Here is a 20,216-nt window from a genome sequence, read left to right as displayed (position 1 = left end):
CCGGAGAAGACAATGAGTGTTTGGTTCGTCACCGGCTCGTCCCGGGGCTTCGGCCTGGAGATCACCCGTGCCGCCCTCGCGGCCGGCCACCAGGTGGTCGCCACCGCCAGGAAGCCCGACACCGTTCGCGAGCAGTTCCCTGATGCGGGCGACGCGCTGCTTGCCGTGGCGCTGGACGTGACCGACCCGCAGAGCATCCAGGCGGCCGTCGATGCGGCGGTGGAGCGGTTCGGGCGGATCGACGTCCTGGTCAACAACGCCGGCACCGGACTGCTCGCCGCCGTCGAGGAGTCCGACGACGCCGCCGTGCGTGCGGTGTACGAGACCAACGTGTTCGGCCCGCTCGCCGTCCAACGCGCCGTACTGCCGGTACTGCGGCGTCAGCGTTCCGGCCACGTCATCAACATCAGCTCCATCGTCGGCTTCGCCACCGCGCCGGGCTGGGGCATCTACGCCTCCACGAAGTTCGCCGTCGAAGGCTTCACCGAGACCCTCCACACCGAAGTGGCCCCCCTTGGCATCCACGTCACCCTCGTGGAACCGGGCTTCTTCCGCACCGACTTCCTCGACCCCGCGAGCCTGCGCACCGGCCCCGACACGATCGACGACTACGTGCCCACCGTCGGCGCGATGCGCACAGCCGCCGCGAGCCTGCACCGCGCCCAGCCCGGCGACCCGGCAAAGGCCGCGCGCGCGATTGTCGAGATGGCCGCCGTCCCTGAGCCGCCTCTGCGCCTCCCGCTCGGAGCCGACACCCTGCAGGCCTTCGACGCCAAACTGGACACCTTCCGCAAGGACATGGACGCCGCCCAGCACATCGCCCTCTCCACCGACCACGAATAAGTCTGTGCCCTAGAGGGCGCCGAGGACGAGTCGTTGGGAACAGCAGACGGACGGCAAGTACCCAAAATGCCAGGTGGCTGGGGATGGCACTCAAAGCCGGAGAGGACGGTATGTCCGCACCTGATTACGAGTATGCGAGCAGATTGGTCGAAATACCGTACGGACGTCTGCACGTCCGAGACATCGGAGGCACTGGCTTACCCATAGTCGCCATGCATGGGTTTCCGGACGATTCGCGGATCTATGACCGCATCATCCCTCTCGTAGCTCCACGGCGCGTGGTGGCTCTGGACTTCTCCGGCTTCGGAAAGTCTGAGCGGGGCCAGGAGACCACCCTCCGGCCCGGACAGCGCGAGGCCGAACTCGGTGCGGTACTCACTGAGCTGGGAATCGATCGGTGCGTTCTGGTCGGCCACGATGCTTCAGGTGCCGTCGCGGTCAATTTCGCCCTGGACCACGCCGAGTCCGTGGACAGACTCGTCCTCCTCAACTGCTACTACGGGGATGCCCCTTCCTTGCAGTTCCCGGAGTTGATCCGCCTGCTGGGAGATCCCAACTTCAAACCACTCGCCGACGCCCTCATGGACGACCCGAAGATGCGGGAGTGGATCCTGGCGCACACCCAGGCGCGGTTCGGCTACGCAGTCGGGGACCCTGACGGTGTGGTGGCCGCCTCTGTGGTCCCGCAATGGTTCGGCGAAGGCACGCGGCCGGACGCACTGGTAGCGATTCGCGCGTGGACTGCCACTCTCTTCCCTGACCTGGAGGTCCAGAACCGCCGTATCGCGGATGGCGATCTGGCCGCGCTGACCGTGCCGGTCACCGTGGCGTTCGGCGAGGACGATCCCTACCTCAACCCTGAAGTCGCCGGTCACATCGCCCATCAGTTCCCCCATGCCGCGCTGCACCTGATCAAGAACGCTTCCCACTGGCCCCAGTGGGAACAGCCCGAGCAGACAGCGCGGCTCATCCTCGGAGACGAGGACTGAACCGGTTCCACAGCACGCCTGGCTCGGCCCTTCGTGATGTGGCCATCAGGTGCACTGGGCAAGCGTGATTCATGACGAAGTGCTGCTACCGAAGACGCAATTCCGCGTGATTTCCGCTGATGCCTAACCAGGCGACCGGCCTCCCTTGTGTTACGGGTATAGCGGAAAATCAGGCCATCGGTTCGAGGGAGAAGGTATATGAACGACAGGCCCAGCCTGCCGAGAGGAATGTGGCAGGATCTCGTTCCTACAAGCGACGGCATCGTTGTCGCACCTCATGCCGCCGCGGTCTCAGTGGTCGCAGAGGTGGAATCTACAACCCACCTGTTCACAGCCTGGGCAACAACAAGGCTCCACTGGCGTGAACACGTGACCGTGAACGGTGACCAGAAAGCCGCTGCAGCCTTCTTGGACGCCCTCAACCTGGTGTAGAGCTGGACACGCACGCGGAAGGCTTCGCAGGGGGCGGCGCTCCCGGCTCCGATCGCTGCACGAGCGGTTGGACTTCAGCCACCGACTGCACGACGCAGGACAGCAGTCGGCACCAGCGGCCGCGGATGCCGAAGCCGTCCTCCACGGCGGTTGCGAGGACTGCTGACGTCCGCCGACGGCACTGCCGCCTGCAGCCTCGTCGGCGAGCCTGTCGTTGTCAGAGCCGGTCCCTGTCATCGTCTGCAGCTGCGGCTCTTTCCCCCGGTTCCGCCGCACGCCGCCGTGCCTGGGCGGCGAGCCGGTCTTGATGCCGCTCACGTCATGAGGGCCTCACCTCGGGGCAGGGGCCACGTGATTCTTTGTCACACCTTGATCAGGTGCATCTCCTGACGTGAACTGCCGTCCGCGTGGCGAACCTATGATGGCCAAAATTGCTGGCTTGAGGGGGAGTTGTTGGCAGTGCCACGAAGATCTCTTGCTTTCGTCGGGGTAGCCGCGCTGGTACCGCTGCTCGCTTCGGCCGCCGCCGCGCAGGCGGCGTCGGGCTCGCTGACGGTCACCACGCTGGGGCGGCACGGTGCCAAGATCTCGACGACGGTCACCGTCGTCGCCGTGCCGTCCGGTCAGACGTACACAGTCAAGTCAGGCAAGCGGATCAGCCTGCCGTCGGGGCGCTATCTCGCGATGACCGACATATACGAGAGCACTACCGACGGTCTGGGCACCGACACCATCGGCGCGCAGGTCGTGACGGTGTCGGGCAGCAAGTCGGTGACGCTCGACGCGCGCAAGGGCAAGCCTGTCAAGGTGTCACTGGACACGCCTGCCGACGTGACCGGGCCGCCACGAATCAGCGCGCAGGTGTGTGCCGCCAATATGGACATGCCCTCGGCCTTCAGCGCAGGTGGCTGGAACGACGAGGGAGCCCTCTACGCCATCCCGAACTCCTCCAAGCTCCTGCAGTTCGGGTACCTCGCGCAGTGGTCCGGCAACGACAGCTATGTCGCCGTGAAGAAGACCACCGGTATCCCGGCGGCGCCCGGCGGCTCGTTCAAGCGGTCGGGGCTTGCGACGATGCGCTTCTCGGTGCGCGCCGGAACGCAGATGGGTACTCAGGTCGACACCGCGCTCCAGGCGACGCCGAAGACCGATGATTGCACGACCGACCTGATGGCCCAGGTGCGCGACGACGACGCCCCGTACAGCGCCACCGTCCATCTGACTCCCGGAACCTGGCAGCCGCGCGACGACATCTTCGGCAGCAACGGCGACGACGTCAGCGGCGGCTTTCCGAAGCTCAGGACTCTGAAGGCGGGGCAGAGCCTCACCCAGTCCTTCGGCCGGGCCGCATGGGGCCCCATGCGCAATCTGCCGCTGCTCGGGCAGAAGTCCGTCACCTTCTCTGCGGACGCCCTGATCGGCGACCTCGACATCGGCGGCGACTGGGGGGACATAACGAAGGAGACGGTGGTCCTGTCCAAGGGCAGCACCACCGTCAAGAAGCAGACGCTGACCGACTGGCGCACCGGGCCCGCCGAGTTCGATGCCCCTGTCCGCTCGGCCGGCTGGTATCGCCTGACCGTCGACGCCCACCGTTACCGCCCGGGCATCACCTTCCCGGCCGGCATGCTGTCGCCGCGGGCCACCCTCGACTGGCACTTCAAGGTGGCCGACCCGGCCAAGGCGATCGTCGCTCCCGTCTTCCTGACCCGCTTCCTGCCCACCGGGCTGAACAGCCACAACCAGGCCGCGCCGAACAGCACCACCACGGTCGACGTGAGCGCCGGGCGCGCCTCCCAGGGCCCCGACATCAAGCTCACCAAGGTGACCGCCAAGTCCGTCCGGGTCTGGTCGTCCGCCGACGGCGGCAAGACCTGGAAGGCGGCGACCGTCAAGCACTCCGGATCCGCCTGGCAGGCGTCCGTCCACAACCCGGCCTCCGGCGCCGTCGCCCTGCGCTCCGAGGTGACGGACTCCGCCGGGGACCGCTCGGTGGAGACGGTGTACCGGGCGTACGCCATCGGCTGAGGGCGTTTGAGCGCGAGATGGATTCTCGTCACCCGCTCCAGAAAGAAGGCCCAGGTCGTGACCTGGGCCTTTTTGCTGTCCATCGTGATCAGTCGTCGCGTGCCGGATTCGTGGCAGAGCGTTGATCGTCTGGATCGACGGCACCGTCCATTTCGTGCGCCGGCTGCGCCTGCAGACCGGACAGGCCCGTCTCGGCCCACGCCATCGAGTGCTCGGTGATACTCGGTTCAACGCGTCCGGGTATTTGTCGACACCCGGCGACCGACGGTCGCACCCGCCCGCACCCGCCTCCGCGATGCCTCTCGGTTGCTGCACAGGGATCTCCCGGCCGGAGGAGTCCTGGGCTCTTCGCCCGGGCCCTGAGCGCGGTCGCGTCGGAGGTCGGCTCTACGATTGGCCAACCCGTGGCGCTCTGCGATCGACGCTGAAATGGCGTGGGAGGTACGGGCGTTCGCATATTTTGGGGGGATTCATCGAGTGAGACTTCGCGCTGTTCTGCCTGCCCTGACAGCCGGTGCGCTGCTGACAGCCGTACTGGCCCTTCCGGCAGCCGCCGCCGACTCCGCGACGTCCGCGCCGCATGAGTCGGTGTCGGGTGCCACTGCGAGCCCGTCCGTCGCCGCGAGCCCGGGCCCACCGGACACACCCACGAGCTCCGCGGTCGCCACACCGACCGACACCGCCGGCCCGGTCCCGTCCGAGACCGCGACGTCCGCGCCGACCGACGGCAGCCCGGATGCGCACCAGTTCGAGGTGTACGGAGTCGGCAACTCCTGGTCAGACCACTGGAAACTCTCGCTGTCCGTCTACAGCGCCACCGCGACGGTCACGGGCGTCACCGCCCGCTACCGGCCGCACGGGGCGCCCGCGGACGCGCCCTACGTCGCCACGACGTCGGACTTCGTGCCCAACCCCTACTACGGCGGCCAGGTCTCGGCCGACCGGCCCGTCCTTCCCGCCATGGGCGTCTACGACGTCTCCGTGGACGTGACGGACAGCTCGGGAGACGTCGAAGACTTCCCCGACGTCGGCGAGTTCACCTACGCGGCGCAGGTGTCCGTCGGGAAGCTGGCGTCCGACCGGAGTTCCGTGGACTACGAGCACCGCTCGTACACCGTCTCCGCCCCGGTCACCGTCACCGACCCCAGCACCGGTGCGGTGCTCGACCCGGCCGGTGTGTCGGTTGCTCTTGCCGACCCGGAGGCCGGCGTCCCGTCGGATACGGTCGCGGTCGCCACCGCGCGGGCGGACGGGCGGGTGGCCGCAACGGTCACGGTGAAAGATCGCGTGACCTACCGGACGGCCGGCGCCGACGGCACCGCCACCGCGGGATACCCGTACTTCCTCGACACCGGCGATCAGACCTCGCTCACCGTGCCGGCGACGGCGGAGACCACCCGGATCCGCATCCTGAGCAAGACCGACGTCGACGTTCCCAAAGGCGGCCGCACCACGATCACCGGTGTGCTCGAACGGAAGGTCGGGTCCACATGGATGGGCACGCCGGACCAGGAGATCTACACCATGGGGCCGGCCTACTTCTCCGCCACGGTAAAGACCACCGCCACCGGCACCTTCGCCGTCAGCACCGGCACCGCCGGTGCGTACTATTTCAACAACTACTGGGACTACGATCCCTTCCTCCTGAGCACCGACAGTGACGCGACACCGGTGTATGTGCACGTCCCGGCGCCCAGCCGCGTCACCCCGTTCCACGTCAGCGAGGACGAGTACGGCGAGGCGGTGATCGACGGCCGTCTGGACCTGCACGGGGCGGAGTTCGCGAGCGGCACGCACTCCATGACGATCCAGTACTCGTCCAACGGCAAGACGTGGCACACCGTCGGCAGCACCCGGATCGGCCGGTCAGGTCTCGCCGGCGATGAGTTCATGACCTACGCGACCTACGGCGGCCAGGCGAACGGCTACTGGCGGGCGTACTTCCCGGGCACCCCGGACTACTCGCCCTCCTACAGCGCAGCGGTCAAGATCTACCGCACTCCCACTCGCGTCACCGGGGGCAAACCCAGCCACACCACGGTGCGCAAGAACACGTACCTGACATTCGGCGGCCACCTGCAGCAGCGCAGTTCGTCCGGCACCTGGTCCGGCATCTCCCATACCTACGCGTACCTGGAGTTCCGGGCGACGGGAAGCAAGACGTGGCACTACGTCACGCGCGTGAAGACCGACGCCAAGGGCACCTACCACCTGAGCGGCAAGGCAACTCACGGTGGCACCTGGACCGTCGTGTGGTTCACCTCCGACAGCCACCACATCGACTCCAACGGCCCGGAGACGTACGTCCACGTGCACTGACTTGTTCCTCGGGCCGAAGCCCGAGGAACAACTCGAGTCATGACACGACCACATCCCGGACCGCTCCAAGGCGGGAGCGGTCCGCGGTGATCCATTGCCGCGTGCCGGATTCGTGCCAGAACGGTGATCGTCGGGGACGACCGTCTGCTTTCCGACACGGCCGCAGCATCCCGGCATGCCTTCCGTACTGTGGCGCCGAGGCCGGCTGCGACTTCCTACGCTCCGTCGTCTTGGGGTGCTGATAGATCAGCGCGGCTTTCTCGGGCCATCGTGCCTTGAGGGTGGCACCGGATCGGGTGGGGCAGGGTGTGTCCGGTGTGGCGGAGGTGGTCGTAGAACCGGAAGCCCTCAGGCATGCCGACGATCTCACGGGCCTTCCGCCACTTCCGGCCGAAGGTGCTGCGCCGCAAGGGCGCCCCCTCTTGTCCCCTACGAAGAGCAACCGTCAAGGCCAGGCTCGGCGTACGACTCCAGGTGCCGGCGGAGCTCCCGGCGGAGGAACGCGGGAGGCATCACAGTCCGCGTTCCTGCCTCGCTCTTTGTCGCCCTGGACGTGTCGCCCGTTCATCCGCTCCCATTCGGCGGGACGAACCCGGATCCTGAGGACGTCAAGCGGTCCGTGACGCTGGACCGGCCCGGGACGCCAGGCTGGGTGTCCTTCCGGGCCAAGGCCGTCGACGCCAAGGGCACCAACGCCACCCTGGACGCTGATCAACGCCTACCGCACCACGAGGTGAACGGAAAAAGTTCCCGGCTCGCGGCAACCCTGTGCGGAGTCTGTGACCACCAGGAGTCGGATCCGGTCATCCCCCTGCCTGGATTCACTCCTCTTCTGGTGAACGGCATGCAAGGAGAACACCTCCCCATGAACAACCCCACGACCGGCGGACGCCGCGGGCGTCACCGCCGTCGCTGGACCGCCACCGCTCTGCTGCTCGGCGTACCCGCCATCGTCGTGCCGTATCTCCTGTTCACGCAGGAGGACTCGCAGGCCGCGACGATCGACGCCAATGCCTACTACCGGCTGGTTTCCGTACGCAGTGGCAAGGTGCTGGACGTCAACGCCTTCTCCACCGCCGACGGCACCCGTATCCAGCAGTGGACCGACCAGAACACCGCCAACCAGCAGTGGAAGCTGAGGCCCACCGGGGACGGCTACTACGAGCTGGTGAACCGTAACAGCGGCAAGGTGCTGGGCATAGCGGGCGGTTCGACCGCCCAGGCGGCCGCCGCCGAGCAGCAGACCGACAGCTCCTCCACTTCCCAGGAGTGGCGGATCGACGATGTGAGCGGTTCCGAGGCCGTCACTTTCACCTCCCGCAGGAGCGGCCAGGTCCTGGACGTCTCCGGAGGCTCCACGGCCGAGGGCGCGCCGATCATCCAGTATCCGGGGACGGGCGGCACCAACCAGCAGTGGAAGCTGGTGCAAACGGCCGAGACCCAGGCGTCCGGGACCGGCAGCACTCAGACCACGGCCGCGGCCGGACCGTATGTGTGGCAGAACGCCCAGGTGGTGGGCGGCGGTTACGTCACCGGGCTGGTGTTCAACCAGAAGGAGAAGGGTCTGCTGTACGCCCGCACCGACATGGGCGGCGCCTACCGCTGGGACACCGCGGCCGAGCAGTGGATCCCGCTGACCGACTGGCTCGGTGAGAAGGACTGGAACCTGCTGGGCATCGACGCGCTGGCCACCGACCCCGTCGACCCGGGCCGGCTCTACCTCTCGACGGGCACCTACACCAACGAGTGGGCGGGCAACGGCGCGATCCTGCGTTCCACCGACCGGGGCCGTACCTTCCAGCGGACCGATCTGCCGTTCAAGGTGGGCGGCAACGAACCCGGCCGGGGGGCGGGCGAGCGGCTCGTGATCGACCCCGCGAACCACGGCACTCTGCTGCTGGGCACCCGCAAGAACGGCCTGTGGCGCAGCACCGACTACGGCGTGACATGGCGTCAGGTCTCGTCGTTCCCCGTCAAGGACGGGGCGGGCAGTGGCGCGGGCATCTCCTTCGTGACGTACGGCCCGGCCGGCAGCAACACGGTCTACGTCGGCGTCAACGACACGTCCACGCCGCTGTACCGCTCCACCGACGGCGGCAGCAGCTGGCAGGCTGTTTCCGGGCAGCCCACCGGCCAGATGCCGCAGCACGGTGTGGTCTCCGGTGACGGGTCGCTGTACCTGTCCTACAGCAACAGCATCGGCCCCATGGACGCGACGGCGGGCTCGGTGTGGAAGTACACCCCGACCAGCGGCGCGTGGAAGAACATCTCTCCCCCGCAGGGCTCCTACGGGTTCTCCGGTCTGGCCGTCGACGCGCAGAAGCCGTCCACGGTGATGGTCACCACCCTGGACCGGTGGTGGCCCGAGGACGAGATCTACCGGACCACTGACGGCGGCACGACCTGGAAGGCCCTGGCCGACAAGTCGCAGCGGGACGCATCCGGCGCTCCGTATGTCGGCACCCACACCGGGCACTGGATGACCGCGCTGGCCATCGACCCCTTCGACTCCGGACACGCGCTGTACGGCACCGGCAACGGCATCTGGAGCAGCAAGGACGCCAACGCCTCCGACAGCGGTGGCACCAGCCACTGGGCCTCCGGGGCCCGCGGGCTGGAGGAGACCTCGCTGGCGGACGCGATCGCCCCTCCCGGCGGCGCCACCGTCATCACCTCCATGGGCGACCAGGGCGGCTTCCGCTACGGCGGCTCCCTGACCGAGGTACCCGCCGGACGGCTGAAGGACCCGCTGATGAGCAGCAGCACCGACATCGACTTCGCCCAGTCCGCTCCCGCGGTGATGGTCCGTGTCGGCACCGGCGGCGCGCAGGACGGCGCCTACTCCACCGACGGCGGCAGCACCTGGAACGGCTTCACCGCCGAACCGGTCCCCAGCGCGAACAGCGGCCATGTCGCCCTCGCCGCGGACGGCTCCACCATCGTCTGGGCCGAAGCAGGCCAGGCTCCCTACCGCTCGACCGACAGGGGAGCGAGCTGGTCGAAGGTCAGCGGCCTGGGCACCGACGCCGTCGTCGTCGCCGACCGCTCCTCGGCCAGCACCTTCTACGCACTGACCAACGGCACACTCAACGCCAGCACCGACGGCGGCGCGACCTTCACCCCCCGCGCCACCAACCTCCCCTCCGGCCGGCTCACCGCCGTCCCCGGCATCAACGGCGACCTGTGGATCGCCGCCGGCGACAGGGGGCTGCTGCACTCCACCGACGGCGGCCGCACCTTCACCACACTGAAGACGGTGCAGTCCGCCTCCGCCCTCGGCTTCGGCAAGGCCGCACCCGGCGCCAACTACCAGGCCCTGTACCTGATCGGCACCGTCAACGACGTCACCGGAGTCTTCCGCTCCACCGACAAGGGCGCCACCTGGCTCCGCATCAACGACGACGCCCACCAGTGGGGCGCCATCGGCAGCCTCGGCATCATCACTGGCGACCCCGACACCTACGGCCGCGTCTACATCGGCACCAACGGCCGCGGCCTCCAGTACGGCGACCCGTCCTGACCCAGGCGCCCGAGCGGGGCCGCGGCCACAACGGCCTGCGGCCCCGCCGTGCGGCTGTGCACGCGCGACGGCGCCCAAGAGTGTTGGTCCGCACGGCAGCTCTGGCCCAGAAACCGCCGGCCGAGGCGGCTACATTGACGGCGTGGACGACGAAGCGATCACCATCAGGCTCACGCACGATCAAGCGTTCGTTCTGTCGGACTGGCTCTACCAAGTCATGTACCGGTCCGACGACCTTCAGGGGCTCGTGCACGACCGAGCCGTCTGGTCACCGATCTACGCGATCTCCGGAACGCTGGACAAGACGCTGACCGAGATCTTCATGCCCGACTACGGCCCACGCCTTGAAGCGGCCAAGGAGCGTCTCCGCGCCGATCTGTACGGCGGAGACGTCGAGTCGACGGCACAGGAAGGGCGATGAGGCCTGGTGCCAGGCGAACGCTCAGTTCAGCTGCCTTACCCGCCCCGAGTGAGCGCGGCTTCCCAAGCTGAGAGCGTGAGTTCGATTCTCGTCACCCGCTCCATGGCTGAGGCCCAGGTCAGAGACCCGGGCCCTTTTGCTGTCCGCTGTGATCAGTCGCCGCGTGCCGGATTCGTGCCAGAACGCTGATCGTCCGGCTTGTCCGGCGGATCATCTGGCACGTCTGCAGCAGTGGCCGCTGGTGCTCGTGCGCGGCGCCGTTCGGCGCGAGCGTCGCGGAGAGCGCCGAGGGTTGCGGAGCTGTGCGCGGCGGAGAGTTCGGCGGCGTGGTTGAGGGTCAGCATGGCGGTTCCGTCGCCGGAGGTGTAGCTGCACGAGTCGAGGGCCTTGCCCTTGCCGCGCGCCCCGCGCGGGGCCTGCTTCGGATCGGTCAGCACCTCCCGGGCGAGGAGGCCGGCAGACCGCACAGGACGGCGGCAGAAGTCGTTGACCCTGAGGTTGGACTGCCGTCGGCCCCACTCGTACCCGCTGCGCCCGTAGGAGGGCGTGATCTCGCCGAGCCGTCAGGCGTTCGCCACCGCCGGAGTCAGCCGTGCCGTGCTCCGCGGCGAACGGGAAGCCGTCAAGGCGAAAAAAACTGTGGCTCTTCGCGGCAACCTTTTCGGCCTCTCGGACCACTCAGGGTTGTCCGGCCACGTGGTCCGGTCAGATGCAACGGCTGAAAGAGAGCACAGGCGTGTCCCTGGAACGAGAGCACAGACATGTCCCCGGCCCACCCACGTCATCGGTGGCGTCCCCCGCCGGCGGCCACCGTGCCGACGGCGGCGCGCGCGGTGGTCGCCCGAAGCATCGTGGCCGTCGGTTGCTCGCGCGTCGGGGTCTGTGGGCGGGTCTCGCCATGGTGGTCGTGGCCGGCTCGGCTGTCGTGGTCAGCCAGGCTTCGGCAGATCAGAAAAAGACCCCGGATCTGAAGAAGTGGTACGTGCTGGTCAACCGCAACAGCGGCAAGGTGCTGGACGACCGCGCCGCCGCCAAGAACGACGGTGCGGCGGTGGTGCAGTGGAGCCGACACGGCGGCCCCAACCAGCAGTGGCGGTTCATCGACGCGGGTGACGGGTACTACCGGCTGCAGAACCGGAACTCCGGCAAGGTGCTGGACGACCTCGGCTGGTCGAAGACCGCCGGCTCCGCCATCGTGCAGTGGAAAGACCTGAACGGCACCAACCAGCAGTTCAAACTGACCAAGTCGCCGGACGGCTACATGCGTTTGGTCAATCGCTTCAGTGGCATGGCCGTCGGTGTCCAGAACGCCGCCAAGGCCGACGGGAGCGGTGTCGTCCAGAACCGCGACCGGGGCGGCGCCGATCAGCAGTGGCAACTCGTCCCGGCCGGGAGCGTCGGCAGCTCCGGTACGCCCTCCGCGCCGAGCAGCAGCGTTCCCACCAGCCCGGCTCCGAGTAGCTCGCACCCGTCGTCCACGTCGTCGTCCACGCCGTCTCCCGTGGCCGGTGGCGGCAGCTCGACGACACGCTTCATGGGCAGCAGCACGGTGCTCATCGGCGGCTCGATGTCCGACGCCTCGGCGGCCGCCGCGCCGTTCGACGTGCGGTACGCCTATGTGCACAGCCAGCCCGCGCCCTCGTCGGACTACTACTCGGCAGCGCGCTGCCACGACGATTGGTCGGGTTGGTGGGGCTGCTGGAACGGCAGCACCACGGCGCCCGGCACTTACGTGACCTGGCGGGACGACGTGGTGTCCCAGGCGACGTACAAGGGCAGCGCGCGTCCGCAGAAGATGCTCTGGACCTGGTACTCGTTGCGCGACCTCGGGGACGCGGCGGGCGAGGGCGACGGTCCGGGCGAGGTCAAGGCCATCAACCGGGTTGACCTGCTGACCCGTTACCTGAACGACTACCGTTTCTTCCTCCAGAAGATCGGCACGTCGCAGGAAGCGATCGACCTCGAGCCCGACTTCTGGGGCTACGTCCGGTCGCTCGGCGATCCGCACCAGGTTCCCGCGCAGGTCTCGAGCGCGAACCCGAAGGACTGCGGTTCGCAGGAGAACAGCGCCACCGGACTCGCCCAGTGCCTGATCTCGATGGCGCACAAGTACGCGCCGAACACCGCCGTGGGGATGCACCTCTCCTGCTTCGACTGGGAGACCAACACGCAGGCTTGCGTCAAGTCCTACGAGAGCTTCGGGGCCAAGAACGCCGACTTCCTGGCCACCGACGTGTCGGACCGCGACGCGGGCTGGTACGCACAGCCGGCCCACGGCGGCAGTGACCACTTCTGGACCGACCAGAAGGCTGCCGCCGCGCTGCAGTTCTACAAGACGATGGCCGAGTCCGTGGGCAAGCCGGTGGTCCTGTGGCAGATCCCCGTGGGCAACATGGCGCAGAACAACACCCTCAACCACTACAAGGACGACAAGGTGGACTGGTTCTTCGCACACATGGACCAGGTCGCGAACGCTCATGTCGCCGGCCTGTTCTTCGGTCCAGGGCAGCAGGAACAGACCTCGGTCGAAACCGACGGCGGAAACCTGATCAACAAAACGATCGCGTACCACAACTCGGGTGGTACAGCACTCAAGTAGGTGAAGCCGACGAATGCGCCCCCATCTCTTCGATGGGGGCGCATTTCGTCGTCTTTGCGGGCGCCGATCGAGGCGGCCTTGGCGAAGGGGGATGATCGTGCTGACAGGTGACGGCGGGGAAGCCGAACTCGACCGCGAGGCCGGGAGAGTGCGGGCCGTGCCGGTCGATGAATGCGGCGCTGCGGCGGAAGGTGAATGCGGCCCGGGACGCTGGCGCCCACACCGCGCAGGATCAGGAGCCCACCCATCAGCCCGACAGGCCTCGCCGAGCCTCCATCCGGTCCTCAAACGATGGGAACCCCAGCCGGCGCACGGCTGGGGTTCCTCGACGAGGCGGTGAGCAGCGGTCAGCGCTGCAGGGTGAGGACGCCCGGCCGCCACGGCAGTCGGTCGTAGGGGCCGCTCGCGCTGGGGGACTTGCCCTGGTAGAGGAGCTGCAGGTTGCAGGGGTCGATGGTCATGGTCTGGTCGGGGTTGTTGCGGACCAGGTCACCGTGGCTGATGTCGTTGGTCCAGGTGGCACCGCTGTTGGCCTTGCCCGCGAAGGGGTTGCTCTCAGTGGCCGCCTGCGGGGTCCACGAACCGTTCAGGCTGGAGGCCGTGAAGGAGCGGAAGTAGCGCTGCTCGTTCGCGCCCCGAGCCTCGACGATCATGAGGTACTGGTTCTGGCCCTGGACCTTGTAGACCTGCGGCGCCTCGAACAGGTTCTTCACCGTGTCGCTCATGACCGTCGTGTACGACGAGCCGAAGCTGCCCGGGAAGTTCCCGATCGGCATGCTCGCCCGGTAGATCTTGCCGTTGTCGCCGGCGAAGAACAGGTACATGTTCTGGCCGTCGGCGATCAGGGTCTGGTCGATCGGGCCGGTGGCGGATTCGGTGCCGGGGATGCTGCCGGTGAACAGCGGCTGCGGCGCGGACCAGCCGTTGGGGTCGGTGGGATCGCTCGACGTGCGGTAGACGAAGGGCGACGCGCCCCACTGGGACGCCAGCACCCAGATCTTCTTGGGCGCGAAGTAGAACAGTGTGGGCGCCACCGCTTTCTGGCTCATGCCGGTCTGGCCGGCCGAGGCCATGTCCGACCAGTTCGCGAAGGGCTTGAACATCATCGAGCCGTACGACGATCCCGACACGTTCGACGCGTAGACCAGGTGCTTGCCGTTGTACGTCACGGTGGTGAAGTCCTTCACCGCGTCCCACCCGTTCGCCGGCTGCGCCAGCGCACCCGTCGAGGACCACCGGTAGGTCGACGGAAGAGCGCAGGTGCCGCCCGTCGATGTCGATGCCGCCGTCGGCGTGGACGCGGACGTGGACGTGGACGACCTGAAGTTCCAGTGCTGGTTGGCGCCGCCGTTGGAGTCCCAGATCTGGACGGTGGTGCCGTTGGCGGTCTGGCCGCCGGGGGTCTCCAGGGCTCGGCCGCTGGCGACGTTGGTCAGCGTGTAGGAGCCGTCGCTGTTCCGGGCGGCCTTCCAGTGCTGGTTGGCGCCGCCGTTGTTGTCCCAGACCAGCGGCTTGGTCCCGTTGGCGGTCTGGCCGCCCGGCTCGTCCAGGACCCGGCCGCTGGCGACGTTGGTCAGCGTGTAGGAGCCGTCGCCGTTCTTGGTGGCCCGCCACTGCTGGTTGGCGGCGCCGCTTGCGTCCCACACCTGGAGCGGGGTGCCGTTGCCGTTCTGGCCTGCGGGCTGGTCGAGAACGCGTCCGGCGGCAACGTCGGAGAGCGTGTAGACAGTGCCGGAGGTGATGTCGCCGCCGGACGTGGTGCCGCTGGTGCCGCCGGCGCCGCCGAGGGTGGTGAGTGCCGCGTCGTAGGCGGGCTTCTTGTTGCCGTTGTTGTCGAACAGCAGCGGGTTCTCGCCGGTGCGCCAGGAGTCGCTGTCGCGGATGCCCCACACCGTGATGCCGGTGCAGCGGGCGACGTTGAGGCAGTCCTGGACGGTGTTGGCGTACGCGGTGGCGGACGCCTGGGCGATGTCGAGTTCGGTGATCTGGACGTTCACGCCGAGCGCGGCGAACTTGGACAGGGTGGTCTGGAAGCTGGCCGGTGGGCCGCCGGTGCCGAAGTGGCTCTGGAAGCCGACGCAGTCGATGGGCACGCCGCGCGACTTGAAGTCCTTGACCATGTTGTAGACGCCCTGGGTCTTGGCGTCGGACCAGTTCTCGATGTTGTAGTCGTTGTAGCAGAGCTTGGCCGCCGGGTCGGCGGCCCGCGCGGTGCGGAAGGCCTCCTCGATGAAGCCGTTGCCGAGCACGTTCTGGAAGACCGAGCTGCGGTGCTGGCCGCTGCCGCCGTCGGCGAAGGCTTCGTTGACCACGTCCCAGGCGTAGATCTTGCCCTTGTAGTGGGTCATCTCCTGGGTGATGTGGTTGTCCATCACACTGCGCAGGGTGTTGGCGTCGGTGATGGAACTGACCCAGTTGGGCAGCTGAGAGTGCCAGACGAGCGTATGCCCGCGCATCCTCTGCCCGTGTGCGGCGGCGTGGCTGACGATCTGGTCGCCGGGCCCGAAGTTGAAGTTGCCGCGGGACGGTTCGATGGTGTCCCACTTCATCTCGTTCTCCGGGGTGATCATGTTGAATTCCCGGTCGAGAAGGGTGGAGTACGTCGAGTCGCCGAGCCTGCCCGCGGCCACCGCCGTGCCGAAGTAGCGGCCGCTGCCGGCCGCCGCATCGGCGAGCACGGTCGGCGTGCCGGCGTTCTGCGTCAATGCGGCCTGGGCGACCAGCGGTACGGCAGCACCCACGGCGGCGAGCACCACGGCGGCGGCGATCAGGCGGCGGGTTGCCGGACGGCGGCGATGAGAGGGGTTCTGATCTGGCAACGGCTTGTCCTTCTGGCGAAGTGGACCTTGGTCTCGGCCCCCGGTTTCTCGTCAGTCGCCGCCACGCACAGAAAGGTTGCCGCGATCGAGGGAAGAATCTTCACGGTCGCCGTCACCTTCCCCAACGACCTGCCGGTCCGCACGGGTGCGCCTGGGCACCCGGGGCGACCGGGAGCGCCTCACCGAGGTCTGCTCGACCGTCGAGCTGTGCGGCAAGGAGGCTCGTCCCCTTGCCGCACAGCGGCGTTCACCGGGTCGGGCCGAACCCTCCCCGGACCGACGCGGAGCCGCCCGAACCCTGCCCGTCGACGCGGTAGCCGTCGCCCGCGACACTGCGCCCGACGGCGCCGTTGTTGAACTGGGCGGCGAACTCGTGGCTCCCGGCCGGCACCGTCAGGCCCGGCTTGAGGACCCAGCGGTAGACCAGCGTGCCGCCGGCCTCCTGGACGGTGACGGTGAAGTCACCACTCGGCAGGGTCTGCCAGGTGCCGGTGTTCTTCACCCCGCCGGTCTGCACGATCCGCATCTCGACCGTGAGCGAGGTGAGCGGCTGGGTCGTCTTGAGGACGAGGTTGCTCTGCGTCCAGTAGACGGTGCTCTGCGGATCCACCGAGCCGGCCGACCACAACGGTCCGTTCTGGTTTTCGCCGGCGGATGGTGACGGACTGGCGGTCGGCGGAGTCGGGCGTGAGCTGCCCGGGGTGGTGACCGGGGCCGGCGCGACGGGGGTGGGGCGGGCCGATGTCGGGTGCGGGGAGCTGACGGTCGGGGACGGGGTGGCAGGTGTGGTCACGGTGGGCGACGGCGACGAGGTGGCGACGATGGCGGCGACGGCGAGGCCGCCGGTCGCCAGGATGCCGGTGGCGGCGAGCGCGGCGAGCGCGACCCTGATCCAGGACCTCGCGAACGGCCGCGCGCGATGACGGACGGCGGGGCCCGCCATGCCGCGTTGCACCCGGGCCAGCATCCTCGCGCGGTCGGGCCGGTGGGCCTCGGCGGCCTCGCGCAGCTGACGATCGATCTCCTCGTTCACCGGCTCCTCCTCCCTGCCACCAGGTTCCCGGCCGCTCGTGCGCCCAGTATCCTTTCCAGCTCGGCCATTCCCTTCGAGGTCTGGCTCTTCACCGTACCGACCGAGATGCCCAGCGCCGCCGCCGTGTCCTTCTCCGACAGGTCGAAGGCGTGCCGCAGCACCACGCAGGCGCGCTTGCGGAACGGCAGCCGGGCGAGCGCCGCGCGGACGTCCAGTACGGCCGCCATGTCCGGCCCGTCCACCTTCTCGGGGCTGCGGGACCAGAACAGCGCGATCCGGCGTCGCTCGCGCACCGCGCTGCGGATCCGTCCCCGAGCCAGGTTGGCCACCACACCGCGGGCGTAGGCGAGCGGGTGGTCGGCCTGCCGCAACCGGTCCCAGCGCTGCCACAGGGCGACCAGGGCATCCGCCGCGAGGTCGTCCGCCGCGTCGGTCTCACCGGTCAGGAGGTGTGCCAGACGGGCGAGTTCGGCATAGTGGCGTTCGAAGAACTCGTGGAACTCCGCGGACGCGTCATCGAGGACCATCCCCCGGCCGCCCTCTCCTGGCAATGATGTGCGCGTTGGTTGCACGTTTAACAACGGGGAGCGCAGCCTAACAGTGCCCAGCCCGGGATTCGAACAGCGGCCGTGGTCGGCTGCGGGGCGGTGAAGGCTGACCGGCGGGCTGGTCACGGCCGGGTGAACCGGACGCCGGTCGGCTGCGCGACGTCCGGCTGCACGGCGGTGCCGTCGACGGTCAGCCGCTCCCCGTGGATGTCGGTGATCCTGACACCGGTTCCGCTCCCCGGGGGACGGGACGCCGGCACACCGACGTCCAGCAGCGCCAAGGGAATGCCCATGATCAGTCCGCGCCCGCGCCACGGTTGCGGCGCGGCGTGCTTCGTTTCCCTCATGCCCGTCCATCCGGTAGTTCGACTCGGCCTTCCGGCTCCCAGTTGCCGCAGAGGACGAGAAGGTTGCCGCCCCGACGCTGTTTTCCCGGCGACCGGTGCACGGCACGAAAGGGAACCGCTCGCCAGGACCCGATGCCTTCCGTGTGCCAGGTGGGCAACTCCTCAATGCCCCTGGCGCCTCGTCCTCCCCGACGGACGACGTAGGTGGAACGGAGAACTTCTCCGGGTTTTTGAGATCCCGGTGGCCGGCCACCGGTCTTCACGTCCGTAAGGATCACCAGCACTTCAGGAAGCACCCTGACTCGATGAATCGATCTTGGCACCTTGTCCTGGCGTCGGCTCTCCTCGCGGGAGCCGTCACACCGGTGGTTGCGGTGGGCAGCGCGGTCGCCGCGGACGGCGACATCACCTCGGCCGTCCTGGCGAACCGTGATGTCGTCCTGACCGGTGACGCGGTCGTGCGCGTCCCGCGGGGAACCCACACGTACACCGGTGTGATCAGCGGTGAAGGAGCCCTTCGCGTGTCCGGCACCGGCACGCTGGTGCTCGCCAAGGACAGCACCTTCACCCTGCCGCACTCCCGGCGGCACCAGAGGGTCCGGATCCCGGGCGGCAACCACCCGTACGTCGTGGTCGGCAGTCCCGACGAGCCCGCGGTCACCGTGGATGCGGGGGCGACCCTCCAGTACGGCACCGGCGGTACGACCGGTCTGATCGGGTCCTTCCCGTACAACACGCCCGGTTACCAGCAGAACCAGGACAACATCCGGGTGGACGGCACACTGCGTCTGTCGCTGACCCGGCTGTTCAACCTGGGTGTCATCAGCGGCTCCGGCCTGGTCACCCAGCCCCGGAACATGTGGGGGACGCTCCAGATCTGCGGCACCAACCCGTTCTCCGGCATCTTCGACAACGGCACGGTCGCCAACTTCGCGAGCACCACCTGTGCCGCCGAACTGCCGGGCGCCCGCTCCGTCGTCAACCGCGGTTCATGGATCATCGACACCCCGCTCAACCACACGGTCGTGGAGCGGCAGAACTTCTACAGCCACGAGTACGGCAACGACGTCAATGTGCACTCCCGCCCGGGCAGCAAGGTGATCCTCACCGGGGTCTACAGCTGGAGCGACAGCGGCGACGGGCCGTCGCCGTCGCTGAGCGACCCCGGACTGAACTGGCGGCCCGTGGCCCACCAACTGAACAAACGTGGCACCAACATCGAGGGCGCCGACGTCCAGTGGGGCGACGGGACCACGCACCAGATCTTCATGCCCGGCACGGCGCAGACGGTCTACATCAACCTGCACGCCAGACGGCAGCGCTCCCGGCTCACCTTCGACTACGACGGACCGGTGACCCTGGGCGCGCCCATCGGCGGCGGCATGTATCACGACACCCTCAGCGCTCCCGGCGCCGGGGACGTCGTCATCGCCGGCACCAGCGGCAACGACGTGACCTTCGCAGCAGCGCAGTACTACGACGGATCCACCACCATCGACAGGAACGCGACCCTCCGTCTCGGCTCCGGGGCCGCGGGCGGCGACGGGAGCCTCCACACCGGCGGAGCCCTCGACAAGGTGATCGACAACGGTTCACTCGTGCTCCGCAACACCAGGACACCCACCACCCTCCCGGCGGTGACCGGTGCCGGATCGGTGACGCAGAGCGGATCCGCGGCCACCACCGTCACCAGCGCCGCCTACACCGGCGCCACCACCGTGGCCAAAGGCAGCCTGATCGTCTCCGGGACCTCTCTGCGTACATCCAGCGCGGTCGCTCTGACCGGTTCCTCGGCCGTCCTGGATCTCAGCAAGGCACGCGACACGACCCTGCGCAGGCTGCGGGTCGTCACGGGCGCGAAGATCCTTCTTTCCCGGAACTCCCCTGAGCTGACCATCGGTTCGACGACCGCGAAAGTCTCCGGTACCGGTCTCGCCATCGGCAGGGCGCGCTTCTCCGTCAGCCGGGCCGGCGCCCACACCGTGCTCACCGCTCTCCCCTCCTCCGCCGCGACGACACCGGCGCCCACCCCGGCCCGGACCGGCCGAGCGGCCACCCCCCTGGGCGCCTCCACCGGCACGATGGCCGACACCGGCACCACGGCGGACACCGGCACCATGGCGGACACCGGCAGCAACCTCGATGCGCCGTGGGCCGTCACAGGACTGGCGGGCGTCGTTCTCGCCGGCGTCGCCGCGGTCTTCGTCTTCGTGCGCGGCCGCTCGCGTCCGCGTAGGTCCCCGCGTCACTCCCGCTGATCCCCGGCCGCCGCGGATTCCACCGGCCCGCCCATGGCTGTCGGCGCTCACCCCTTACGA

At 68.5% G+C, this 20,216-nt stretch carries 13 protein-coding genes; 8 read left to right on the top strand and 5 right to left on the bottom strand.

The window, feature by feature from the left end; all coding sequences use genetic code 11:
* Positions 1-12: 12 nt before the first annotated feature.
* From ACFY0P_RS09125 to ACFY0P_RS09100, 6 genes are all read left to right on the top strand, one after another.
* Entirely contained in the window at positions 13-843 is an 831-nt protein-coding gene (locus tag ACFY0P_RS09125) for an oxidoreductase (RefSeq protein WP_388909009.1), read from the top strand.
* 83 nt (positions 844-926) lie between these two features.
* Entirely contained in the window at positions 927-1,832 is a 906-nt protein-coding gene (locus ACFY0P_RS09120) for an alpha/beta fold hydrolase (protein ID WP_388909007.1), read from the top strand.
* Positions 1,833-2,723: 891 nt separating this feature from the next.
* A complete protein-coding gene (locus tag ACFY0P_RS09115; protein WP_388909005.1) occupies positions 2,724-4,292 on the top strand; it encodes a hypothetical protein in 1,569 nt (522 codons plus the stop codon).
* Between the two features lie 588 nt (positions 4,293-4,880).
* Positions 4,881-6,611 carry a hypothetical protein gene (locus ACFY0P_RS09110; protein WP_388909003.1) on the top strand — a complete coding sequence of 577 codons (1,731 nt, stop codon included), beginning with the start codon at positions 4,881-4,883 and terminating at the stop codon, positions 6,609-6,611.
* An 865-nt stretch (positions 6,612-7,476) separates the two neighbouring features.
* Positions 7,477-10,131 (top strand): RICIN domain-containing protein, encoded by a 2,655-nt coding sequence (locus ACFY0P_RS09105; RefSeq protein ID WP_388909001.1) that lies wholly within the window; start codon positions 7,477-7,479, stop codon positions 10,129-10,131.
* A gap of 142 nt (positions 10,132-10,273) precedes the next feature.
* Positions 10,274-10,552 (top strand): hypothetical protein, encoded by a 279-nt coding sequence (locus ACFY0P_RS09100; RefSeq protein WP_388908999.1) that lies wholly within the window; start codon positions 10,274-10,276, stop codon positions 10,550-10,552.
* Between the two features lie 152 nt (positions 10,553-10,704).
* Here the strand turns inward: ACFY0P_RS09100 and ACFY0P_RS09095 are convergent, their stop codons facing one another.
* On the bottom strand, positions 10,705-10,989 hold the full coding sequence (locus ACFY0P_RS09095) for a hypothetical protein (RefSeq protein WP_388908997.1): 285 nt from the start codon (positions 10,987-10,989) through the stop codon (positions 10,705-10,707).
* 425 nt (positions 10,990-11,414) lie between these two features.
* Between ACFY0P_RS09095 and ACFY0P_RS09090 the strand changes: the two genes are divergently transcribed.
* Entirely contained in the window at positions 11,415-13,151 is a 1,737-nt protein-coding gene (locus ACFY0P_RS09090; protein WP_388908995.1) for an RICIN domain-containing protein, read from the top strand.
* Positions 13,152-13,498: 347 nt separating this feature from the next.
* Here ACFY0P_RS09090 and ACFY0P_RS09085 read toward each other — a convergent pair whose 3' ends face one another.
* The 4 genes from ACFY0P_RS09085 to ACFY0P_RS09070 form a co-directional block, all read right to left on the bottom strand.
* Positions 13,499-15,922 carry a non-reducing end alpha-L-arabinofuranosidase family hydrolase gene (locus tag ACFY0P_RS09085; RefSeq protein ID WP_388910066.1) on the bottom strand — a complete coding sequence of 808 codons (2,424 nt, stop codon included), beginning with the start codon at positions 15,920-15,922 and terminating at the stop codon, positions 13,499-13,501.
* A gap of 295 nt (positions 15,923-16,217) precedes the next feature.
* Positions 16,218-17,003, bottom strand: a complete 786-nt coding sequence (locus ACFY0P_RS09080; RefSeq protein WP_388908993.1) for a hypothetical protein — start codon at positions 17,001-17,003, stop codon at positions 16,218-16,220.
* The gene (locus tag ACFY0P_RS09075; protein WP_388908991.1) at positions 17,000-17,530 is read right to left on the bottom strand and encodes a SigE family RNA polymerase sigma factor; all 531 of its coding nucleotides are present in this window, start codon (positions 17,528-17,530) and stop codon (positions 17,000-17,002) included. The genes ACFY0P_RS09080 and ACFY0P_RS09075 overlap by 4 nt, the downstream gene beginning before the upstream one ends.
* 143 nt (positions 17,531-17,673) lie before the next feature.
* The gene (locus ACFY0P_RS09070; protein ID WP_388908989.1) at positions 17,674-17,844 is read right to left on the bottom strand and encodes a hypothetical protein; all 171 of its coding nucleotides are present in this window, start codon (positions 17,842-17,844) and stop codon (positions 17,674-17,676) included.
* A gap of 359 nt (positions 17,845-18,203) precedes the next feature.
* On the opposite strand from ACFY0P_RS09070, the gene ACFY0P_RS09065 reads away from it, so the two are divergent.
* Complete coding sequence (locus ACFY0P_RS09065; protein ID WP_388908987.1) at positions 18,204-20,156, top strand: autotransporter; 1,953 nt, start codon at positions 18,204-18,206, stop codon at positions 20,154-20,156.
* The last annotated feature ends 60 nt before the right edge of the window (positions 20,157-20,216 follow it).

The organism is Streptomyces sp. NPDC001714 (assembly GCF_042892755.1).
Taxonomy (GTDB): Bacteria; Actinomycetota; Actinomycetes; order Streptomycetales; family Streptomycetaceae; genus Streptomyces.
The sequence above is the reverse complement of the archived record's forward strand: the minus strand, read 5'-3'. Positions and strand labels throughout refer to the sequence as shown.

What these genes read in the sequence shown, in the direction of transcription:
- ACFY0P_RS09065 (WP_388908987.1), top strand. Translation starts at nt 18,204, where the DNA reads ATGAATCGATCTTGGCACCTTGTCCTGGCGTCGGCTCTCCTCGCGGGA.
- ACFY0P_RS09105 (WP_388909001.1), top strand. Translation starts at nt 7,477, where the DNA reads ATGAACAACCCCACGACCGGCGGACGCCGCGGGCGTCACCGCCGTCGC.
- ACFY0P_RS09120 (WP_388909007.1), top strand. Translation starts at nt 927, where the DNA reads ATGGCACTCAAAGCCGGAGAGGACGGTATGTCCGCACCTGATTACGAG.
- ACFY0P_RS09125 (WP_388909009.1), top strand. Translation starts at nt 13, where the DNA reads ATGAGTGTTTGGTTCGTCACCGGCTCGTCCCGGGGCTTCGGCCTGGAG.
- ACFY0P_RS09075 (WP_388908991.1), bottom strand. Translation starts at nt 17,530, where the DNA reads ATGGTCCTCGATGACGCGTCCGCGGAGTTCCACGAGTTCTTCGAACGC.
- ACFY0P_RS09070 (WP_388908989.1), bottom strand. Translation starts at nt 17,844, where the DNA reads ATGGGCATTCCCTTGGCGCTGCTGGACGTCGGTGTGCCGGCGTCCCGT.